Source organism: Ruminococcus sp. CAG:330 (genome assembly GCF_000437175.1).
GTDB lineage: Bacteria > Bacillota > Clostridia > Oscillospirales > Ruminococcaceae > Ruminococcus_C.
Map to the genome: position 1 here is coordinate 16,949 of NZ_FR898047.1, position 9,983 is coordinate 26,931.

Annotated in this window: 6 protein-coding genes; all 6 read left to right on the plus strand. The window is 58.7% G+C overall.

The window, feature by feature from the left end; all coding sequences use genetic code 11:
• A partial coding sequence (locus tag QZL66_RS05575) for a helix-hairpin-helix domain-containing protein (RefSeq protein ID WP_293601885.1) occupies positions 1 to 1,290 on the plus strand: 1,290 nt, incomplete at its 5' end.
• Between the two features lie 363 nt (positions 1,291 to 1,653).
• Complete coding sequence (locus QZL66_RS05580; protein WP_022410748.1) at positions 1,654 to 3,084, plus strand: SWIM zinc finger family protein; 1,431 nt, start codon at positions 1,654 to 1,656, stop codon at positions 3,082 to 3,084.
• 13 nt (positions 3,085 to 3,097) lie between these two features.
• Positions 3,098 to 5,005, plus strand: coding sequence for a HEAT repeat domain-containing protein (locus tag QZL66_RS05585; protein ID WP_022410749.1), 1,908 nt, complete (start codon positions 3,098 to 3,100; stop codon positions 5,003 to 5,005).
• A 19-nt stretch (positions 5,006 to 5,024) separates the two neighbouring features.
• Positions 5,025 to 6,110: an ATP-binding protein gene (locus tag QZL66_RS05590; protein ID WP_022410750.1), complete on the plus strand. Its 1,086-nt coding sequence runs from the start codon at positions 5,025 to 5,027 to the stop codon at positions 6,108 to 6,110.
• Positions 6,110 to 8,344 carry a DUF5682 family protein gene (locus tag QZL66_RS05595; protein WP_022410751.1) on the plus strand — a complete coding sequence of 745 codons (2,235 nt, stop codon included), beginning with the start codon at positions 6,110 to 6,112 and terminating at the stop codon, positions 8,342 to 8,344. The genes QZL66_RS05590 and QZL66_RS05595 overlap by 1 nt, the downstream gene beginning before the upstream one ends.
• A gap of 3 nt (positions 8,345 to 8,347) precedes the next feature.
• Entirely contained in the window at positions 8,348 to 9,493 is a 1,146-nt protein-coding gene (locus tag QZL66_RS05600) for a VWA domain-containing protein (protein WP_022410752.1), read from the plus strand.
• The last annotated feature ends 490 nt before the right edge of the window (positions 9,494 to 9,983 follow it).

Below are 9,983 nucleotides of genomic sequence, written 5' to 3' on the forward strand. Positions count from 1 at the left end.
CAGGTGTTCGCCTCCAATCTGCGGCAGCTGCTCATGGCAGCACCGCTGAAAAACCGCACCGTGCTCGGTGTCGATCCCGGCTACCGGACGGGCTGCAAGCTGGCAGTGGTGGACGAGACCGGAAAGGTGCTGGACACTGGCGTTGCCCATATCACCCTCGGCGCAGGAAAGGGCATGGAGCAGGGCAAGCGCCTCATGCGCCAGATGATGATTCAGCACCACGTGACCGCCGTTGCCATCGGAAACGGCACAGCGTCCCGGGAGGCCGAGGCAGTGGTCTCCGAGCTGCTGAAAGCGCTGCCTCATCCGGCAGCGTATATGGTGGTGTCTGAGGCAGGCGCATCGGTGTACTCCGCCTCCAAGCTGGCAGCGGAGGAGTTCCCGGAATACGATGTCTCCCTGCGCAGCGCTGTTTCCATTGCCAGACGGCTGCAAGACCCGCTGGCGGAGCTGGTGAAGATCGACCCACAGGCAATCGGCGTAGGGCAGTATCAGCACGACATGCCCAAGGCAGAGCTGAAAGGTGCGCTGGACGGCGTGGTGGAGGACTGCGTCAACCGGGTGGGCGTGGACCTGAATACAGCGTCGTTCTCTCTGCTGTCCCACATCGCCGGCATCAGCCAGACCATCGCCAAAAACATTGTGGCGTACCGCACCGAAAACGGCGCATTTACCGACCGGAAGCAGCTGAAAAAGGTGGCGAAGCTTGGACCAAAGGCGTTCGAGCAGTGCGCCGGATTCCTGCGTGTGCCGGAGTCCGCCAATCCGCTGGACAATACCGGCGTGCATCCGGAGAGCTACAAGGCTGCGGAGCAGATTTTGCAGGAGTGCGGATTCCGTCTGGCAGATGCCGGAACGCAGGACCTGAGCGGCATTGAGCAGATCGCCAGGAAGAGCGGCTATGCTGCCATTGCTGCCCACGCCGGTGTGGGTGTGCCCACGGTGACGGACATCCTCAAGGAACTGGCAAAGCCGGCACGTGACCCCCGTGACGAGCTGCCGCCGCCGCTGCTGCGGAGCGGGGACATCATGGAACTGAAAGATCTGAAGCCGGGGATGGAACTCACCGGAACGGTGCGGAATATCGTCGATTTTGGGTGCTTCGTGGATGTCGGCGTGCATGAGGACGGACTGGTGCACATCTCGCAGATCTGTAACCGCTTCATCAAGCATCCGCTGGAGGCGGTGAAGGTGGGCGATGTGGTGCAGGTCTGGGTGCTGGACGTGGACTTGAAGCGCAAGCGCATCTCCCTGACCATGCGCAAGCCCAAGGGGAATGCCGGAAAATAAATAAGAGCTTGTATTCATAGGAAATATATGCGGATTTTCGAGCAAATTTTTTTGCAGACAAGGCAAAAATTTGCAGGCATACTTTCGTATGGCAAGAATTTTTCACGCAGTATGCAACAAAATTTGCCGAAAAGACGTAGATAGACGCCTATGAATACGAGCTCTAAGTATCACAATAATGTGCAGGCGCAGGCGGAGCAATTCCGTCTGCGCTTTTTGCTGCCCGCTTTTCCGCAGTGTCGGGAAAAATTGTGGAAAGCAGTTCGGAAAAATGCAGGATTTTTGTCACACAACACTTGAAAATTACCGGTGAAATCTGGTATAATGAAAGAAGAATGAACAAAGGTATAGGAGGATTTTTCAATGGCTCGTGCAGAAAGCGTGACGCTCGAGTGGGTTCGCTCCATGGCAGCGAATCCCTCGGCATTTTCCAACGCACAGAGAATTTCCCGCATCGGCGGATTTCAGACGCATTTCCGCAGCGAAGACGATACCCTGCTTTTTGGAACATGCAAGGGCAGCGGAAAAAGCGCATACCAGACCTCGGTGGATTTCTCCGGAGATACGCCGGTTTTTCGCTGCTCCTGTCCCAGCCGGCAGATTCCCTGTAAACACGGCATTGCCATCCTGCTGGACTATCTGGAGGGCAAGCCCTTCGAGCCGGCAGAGATTCCGGAGGATGTGCAGCGGAAGCGGGAGAAGCTGGAAAAGCGTGCGGAAAAGGCAGCCCAGCCGGAACCGGCAAAGAGAAAGCCGTTCGGCGCATCGGCAGCAGCCAAGAAGCTGAAACGGCAGCTGGAGGGGCTGGAACTGGCGGAACAGTTTGTCCGTGACCTGCTGGAACGTGGTATCTCCTCCATTCATGCGGTGACGGCGAAGCAGTACCTTTCCCTTGCCAAGCAGATGGGGGATTACGCCCTCTATGGTCCGCAGACCATCATGCTGGAACTGATTGCCAAGGCATCTGCGTGTGCGGAAAACCCCGATGACGCCCAGATGGAACAGCTGGTGACCCTTTGCGTCCGGTTGAATGCGGTGGTGCAGAAGAGCAAGCGCTATTTGCAGGAGAAGCTGGAATCCGGCGAAGTGCTGCCGGACGGCAATGTGCTGTATGAGGCGGTGGGAAACGTGTGGAAACTGACACAGCTTCAGGCGCTGGGGCTTTGCCGGAACAATGCACGGTTGGTGCAGCTGTCCTTTGCGGTACTCCCGGATGAGCAGCGGCAGGCGGACGTGGATTTCGGCTACTGGTGCGATCTGGACACCGGCGAGATCGTCAGCACCCAGAACATCCGTCCCTATCGGGCGGGCAAGCACATTAAGGAGGAGGACAGCATGTTCGGACTCTATCAGATTCCCACCCTCTGCCGGTATCCCGGCGGCAGCAACCCCCGGGTGCGCTGGGAGCAGGCGGAGGTGCAGGAACTTTTGCCGGCGCACTGTGCGGCGATTCGGAACAGGGCGCTTCCCACGCTGGGAGAAGCCGTCAAGCAGGCAAAGACGGAACTGAAAAACACAATGGCACCGGAGGCGCTTGCGGTGCTGCTGGCGTTCGACACCATTCAGTTTGCACAGGAGGACGGCCACGGCGTGATGCAGCGTGGAGCGGAGCGCATCGCCCTGCGGAGCAATGCCAGCTATCCCGCCACCTGTGAAGTGCTGCACGTTCTGGACAAGCCGGCGAGAACAGACGGCGCACTGCTGGGAGAGATGTTCTATTCCGGCAGGGAACGGCGCTTTTTTCTGTGTCCCATTTCCATCGTGACGGAAACCGGCATCATTCGGCTCTGCTAAAGGAGGAACTTTTATGGATATGACACCGTTTTACGAGCTGCGTTACCGTCTGATCTGTACCGCAGCAGCCGGCTGTGCCGGAATCGGAGAGGACTTCCGGCTGCATCGGGCTGCGGCAAATTTCCAGCCCCTGTCTGCGGCAAACAAGGCGTTTTCCCGTCTTTCTGCCATGTGTGACAAGCTGCTGCATACGCCGGACAGTCTGTTGCTGGCGGACTGCATCGCCCTCGCCAATGCCCTCGCTGTGGCACAGGGCAAATCGCAGGATGACAGTCCAGTGGAGGAGGGGGCAGCGGAAGCGCCGGGAACGCATCCCGTGGACATTCCCAACTCGCTGCTGTCCACGCTGACGATGCTGAACAGCAACAGTGTGAAGATGCTACGTGACCCCTCCCACGAGTATCTGGGCGACCCACGGATTCTGGCGGCGTATCTGCGGAATGCAGACGATACCTCTAAGGAATGGTCGTCGGTGAAAGACGAGCTGGCGGAGCAGATGGCGCTGTACTATGGCACGTCGCTGGTGCCCCTGCTGAAAGACGCCTGCCGAAAGTGCGGTCCACGGACGGCGGGAAAGCTGGTGCTGATGGTCTGGAAGCTGGCGGGCGCTTCGGAAAACCCGTGGTATCTGGCGATGGCGCAGGATGAGAATAATCCCCGCAACATCCGGCTGCAGGCGCTGGATGCCCTGCGGAATGCGCCGGAATACGGGCAGGAACTGCTGGAGCTGTACCGGACGGAACGTGGCAGTGTGCGGGAGGCTGCGCTGACGGCACTGGTGCGGAATCATGTGCCGGAGGCAGAGCCGTACCTTCGGAAGCTCGCCCAATCCAACGATGGCAAGTTTTGCGCCCCTATTGCAGCGTCAGAGGATGCGGCGTACCTCGATGTGGTGATGGAGAAAGCGGAGCCAGTCCTGTCGATGATACGGGAGAACCGCGCGGAGCACGCCAGCGACCAGGAGCGGCTGGATGGCTGTATCCGCATGCTCGCCAACAAGCCGGACGCTGCACCGGCATTCCTTCGCATTGCCGATGCCATGTCAAAATATGCCAAGCACTATCTGTTTTTTGAGTTGATGATGAATCGGGTGCTGATGAACAACGTCTGCGACCACGAGAAGTTCCAGCCGTATGGTGCGGTCATCGAACAGCTGTATGCGCAAAATGCGCAGTTCCTGCCGGCATACCTCTACTGGCAGATCTGGAAGACGGACTGGACGCATCCGGCGGAGCTGATGACGCTGTTTCGAGCGCATCAGCCGGAGGCGCTGGATATCCTGCGGAACGGGCTGCGCTACTGTCCGTCGCAGAAGGTTTACGGCATGTACTGGATGAACGAAAGACTGTCCCGTCTGCCGCTGGCGCATCCGCTGTTTTCTTCCATGCCGGAGGAACTGGTACAGTTTCTGACGGATACCTCGTATCTGCCGGCGCATGAAACACTTCCGGCGGAACTGGGCATGCGCCACTGGGATGTACTCACGACACAGGAGCGGGAAGCGGAACAGGCACGGTACGAGCTGGCAGAAAAACAAGCTTTCGCCCTCCAGCATTTGTTGCAGATCGTTGCGCCGGAGGATCGCAGCATGCTACAGGAACAGACACGCCGGTTCCTGCAAAAGGTCTTGCAGCGCTATTCCGGCGGAGGACTGTGGGATCTGGCGGAGTACTACGGTGTTCCGCTGCCGCCCAACGCAGTGCTCCGGTGTGCGCTGTTCTATGTCTTTGTGGATCAGCCCGTCTCAGGCTACCGCCGGATCGAATGGCAGATCGGGCAGTACCGGATCAGAGGCGAACGGCAGGAGGAGCTGCTGGAGCTTACCAAGCAGATGGCGCTGATCTGTGCCGCAGATCTTCCGCCAGTCTATCAGAATCGGGCGAAAAAAATTTTGCAGATCGGCGCATTGCTCCATCGATAAGGAAAGGAACGAAATACTTATGTCAGAACAGATTTTACGGCGCTCCGCAGAGCAGCAGTTTCAGCAGGAGCTGGATGCCTTGATCGCAGCAGAAACCTATCCCGTGCCGGAGGGCTGGCGCATGTCGCCACGCTCGGTGCTCACCTATATCATGGGCGGAAAAGCGGGGGATCAGGTCATCACACCCAAGTACATGGGCGACCGGCGCATTGTGGAAATTTGCATTGCAACGCTGGTCACCGACCGTGCGCTGCTGCTGATCGGTGAGCCGGGCACGGCGAAGTCGTGGCTGTCGGAGCATCTCACCGCCGCCATCAACGGCAACTCCACCCGTGTCATTCAGGGCACTGCCGGAACGACGGAGGAACAGATTCGCTATTCGTGGAATTATGCCATGCTGCTGGCAAAAGGCCCCTCCTTCGACTCCCTCGTAAAAAGCCCCGTCTATCAGGCAATGGAAACGGGCACCATCGCCCGCATCGAGGAGATCTCCCGCTGCGCCAGCGAGGTGCAGGACGCTCTGATCTCCATCCTGTCGGAAAAGCGCATCTCCATTCCGGAACTCTCTCAGGAGGTCGCAGCGAAAAAGGGCTTCTCCGTCATCGCCACGGCGAACACCAGAGATAAAGGGGTCAACGAGATGTCCTCCGCACTGAAGCGCCGTTTCAACATTGTGGTGCTGCCCACGCCGGCGGACATTCAGACCGAGGTGGAGATCGTCACCACTCGTGTGGCACAGATGGCGGACAGCTTCCAGCTGCACGCAGCACTCCCCAGCCAGTCCGCCGTGGAGCGGGTGGTCACCATCTTCCGGGAACTCCGGCAGGGACAGACCATGGACGGCAAGTATAAGCTCAAGCCCACTTCCGGCGTGCTCTCCTCGGCGGAGGCGATCTCGCTGCTCATCAACAGCATGGCACTCGCCGGCAGCTTCGGCAGCGGCAGCGTCACCGAGGAAGACCTTGCCTCAGCGCTGCAGGGTGCCATCGTCAAGGATGAGGCGAAAGATCAGGCAGCGTGGACGGAGTATCTGGAAAATGTCATGCGCAAGCGTGGCGCAGACTACGCTGCACTCTATGCAGCTTGCAGGGAGCAGAACGGATAATGGCAGTATATTTTGGAATCCGGCACTTTTCGCCGGCGTGTGCTGCTTATGTTCTCTCGTTTCTGGAGCGTGTCCAGCCGGAAACCGTTCTCATTGAGGGACCGGCGGACGGGAACGAGTGGATCGCACCGCTTTGCAGCATGGAGTCCGCCATGCCGGCAGCACTGCTGGCGTACACCACAGAACCGCCGGTGCAGACGGTGCTCTGGCCCTTTGCGGAGTTCTCGCCGGAATATCAGGCAATGCGCTGGGCAGTGGCGCACGGCGTTCCGGTGCGGTTCTGCGACCTGCCGGCTGCCTGTGTGCTGGCGGAGCCGTCCGAAGCCTCTGCCCCGGCCGATGCGCCAGCGGAGTCGGTGTACGGGAAGATAGAGCGTGTGACGGGGCAGGAAACGGACGTGCTCTGGGAGTACCAGTTCGAGCAGAATGAGAATGAAGCGGATTTTCTGGCAGCGGTGGAGGCATACGGCGCATCCATTCGGGAATTTTCGGCAAACGATGCGCACAATCAGCTGCGGGAGGCGTATATGCGCCGTGTCATTGCGGAAACAGAGCAGTCCGGTGTGCCCACGGAGAAAATCGCCGTCATCACCGGCGCATTTCACACTGCCGGACTGAAAAATGTGCCGTATACGGCGGAGGACGCAAAGCTGACGGCGCATCTGCCCACTGTGCCGTCGCAGGCGACGCTGATGCCCTATTCCTATTATAAGCTCTCCAACCGCTCCGGCTACGGTGCAGGCAGCCGTGCGCCGGCGTACTTCGAAATCCTGTGGAACAATCGGCAGCGTGGGACGCTGGCTGACAGCGGGGCAGAATACCTCTCCCGTCTGGCGGGATACCAGCGAACCCACGGCAACGTCACCTCCTCGGCGGAAGTCATGGAGGCGCTGCGGCTGGCGGAGACTCTCGCTGCCATGCGTGGGGGAACGCACGCCTGCCTGACTGATCTGCGGGACGCTGCCATCACCTGCATGGGGCACGGCAGCTTCGGGGAAATCTCTCTCGCCTGTGCGGATACGGAGATCGGGACAAAGATCGGTTCTCTGCCGGAGGGAACGGTGTGCACGGCGCTGCAAACGGATTTCCAGCGGCAGCTGAAGGTGCTGAAGCTGGAGCGCTACCGCAAGGCAAAGGCGGAACAGCTGCCGCTGGATCTGCGGGAGAATCTGCGGGTCAAGTCGGAACAGTCTGCGTTTCTGGGGCTGCACCGGTCGTTTTTCTTGCACCAGTTGTCCGTCATCGGCATCCGCTTCGGCAAACAGCTGGAGCGGCAGCAGGACAACGCCACCTGGGCGGAGCTGTGGGAATTGCAGTGGAATCCGGAGACGGAGATTGAGGTGGTGGAGGCCTCCCTCATGGGGGACACCGTGGAGCAGACGGCGCTGGCGCAGCTGCGGGAGCATCTGGCAAATTCCCAGCTGCTGTCCCGAACCACAGAACTGCTGTGGGATGCCTTCCAGTGCGGACTGACGGCACTGGTGCCCGATGTCATTGCCGCCTTGCAGCGGCAGTCGGCGGGCTGTTTTTCTCCGGCGGACGTGGGAGCGGCGCTTGGAAATCTCTCCGGCATTGTGCGCTTCGGCAGCATCCGGAAAATCGACACCGTACCGCTGATTCCCCTGATGCAGCAGCTGTTCCTGCGGTTTTGTCTGGAACTGCCGCAGGGGGCAAACTGCAACTACGATGCAGCGGCAGAACTGCTGTCGGCAATGTCGGCGGTGAACGATGCCTGCCTGTCCCACGACTTCTTGGAGCAGAAGCGGTTTTTGGACATGCTCTGTGGGCTGGCGGAGGATGATAGTGTCCAGCCTTTGCTCTCCGGATTTGCCGGTGCGATTCTGTTGGAGCGTGGCGAGGCTGCGCCGGATGTGCTGGCGGTCTGGATGTGCCGGCGGCTCTCTGGCGGTATTCCGCCGCAGGACGGTGCCATGTGGTTCGAGGGACTCTCCCGCAAGAATCACCGTGCCCTCATCAGCCGGCTCTCCATCTGGGAGGCGCTGTGCGATTTTGTGGCAACGCTGGAGGACACGGAATTCCGTGGGGTGCTGATCTGTCTGCGCCGGACGTTTGCGGAGTTCTCCGGAGCGGAAAAGGCGGAGATCGCCGAGAACATCGGCGAGGTGCTGGGTGTTTCGCCGGCTGCTGCTGCGGCGTATCTGGGGCAGAGCATGACAGCAGGAGAACAGGCGGTTCTGGAGGAACTGGATGACTTTGATTTTGAGGATATATGACCTATGGAAACACAAGAGAAACTGAAACGCTGGCGGCTGATTCTGGGCAAAGAGGCGGAGCAGACGCTGGAACAGATGGCTTCCGGCGAAATGCTCTCGCAGGAGGATCTGCTGATGGATCGTGCGCTGGGGGCAATCTATGGCGGAGCAGACGGCTTCGGCGGCGGTGCCGGCAGTGGCCCGTCCTCGCCCCAGCTGTCCCGCTGGCTGGGCGATCTTCGTGCGCTGTTTTCGCCCATGGAGGTGCAGGTGATCCAGAACGATGCCATCCGGCGGAAGGGGCTGAACCAGCTGCTGTTTGAACCGGAGGTGCTGGATCAGCTGGAACCCAGCATCGGAACGGCGGCGCTGCTTCTGACGCTCAAGGATCAGATTCCCAGCTGTGCCAGGGAGAACGCCAGAGCGTACATCGCCAAGATCGTGGAGGACATCAACCGGCGGCTGGCGGACGATCTGAAGCGCTCCGTCACGGCAGCGCTGAACCGGCGGGAACACTCGCCCATTCCCTCCGCCAGTGCGCTGGACTACCGCATGACCATTCGCCGGAATCTGAAACACTACGACACGCAGCGGCAGGTGCTTCTGCCGGAGAAGTTCTACTTTTTCGAACACGCTGCCCGTTCTGCCTCCCGCACCATCATTCTGGACATCGATCAGAGCGGTTCCATGGGGGAGTCCATCATCTACGCCTCGGTGCTGAGCTGTATCCTCGCCAGCATGCGCTCCCTGAGAACGCATATCGTGGCGTTTGACACGCAGGTCACCGACCTGACGGAGCTTTGCGCCGATCCGGTGGAGGTGCTGTACGGCATTCAGATGGGCGGCGGAACGGATATCGAGAAATCCATTGCCTACTGTGCGGAGCTGGTGCAGGAGCCGGCAAAGACCACGCTGTTCCTCATCACCGATTTGGAGGAGAACGGCAATCGTGCCGGTTTGCTGCTGCGGCTGGAGGAGCTGAAAGCCTCCGGCGTGAATGTGATCGTGCTGCTCGCCATCTCTGACAGCGGCAAGCCCTGCTATGACAGCATGATGGCGGAAAAGGTCAGTGCGCTGGAGATTCCGTGCTTCGCCTGCCCGCCGGAGCGGCTGCCGGAATTGCTGGAGGCGGCAATGAAGCACCAGAGCCTGCAAAATTTCAGCCGGTGAGAGAAGCGGAGCAGTCGTTCCATGGCGGTCGATTGCTCCGTCTTTTTGTCGAAAAGCAGCGGTTTTGACGGAATTTTGAGGTGCATTTGAGAAAAAACAATGATTTTTTTCGGAAAAACAGAAACTGTTTATAGAACATGCCGATTGGAATCAGAAAGTTGCTGCTTTTGATGACGAAATTGTGAAAAAACAGGTGGGATGAGACCGCTCTTTTTGTGCAACTTGTTCGCTTTGGCAATGTGATTTTTCTTCATAAATTTGTGTCTGAAGTTTTGACAAAAATCACAGGAAAACAGCTGCTTATATGGGAATTGAAATTTAGTTCATATAATAGAAATTTGTGGCAGCTCTGGAAATTGTGATTTTTGTGAAACCGGATGAAAAAATAAAATTTTATTTTGTGCATTTTGACTACACGCAGGAGGGGGCATTTGTGATGTTATACGAAAACAGTGAAATCCTCTTGACAAAATGAATCTGAAATAGTATA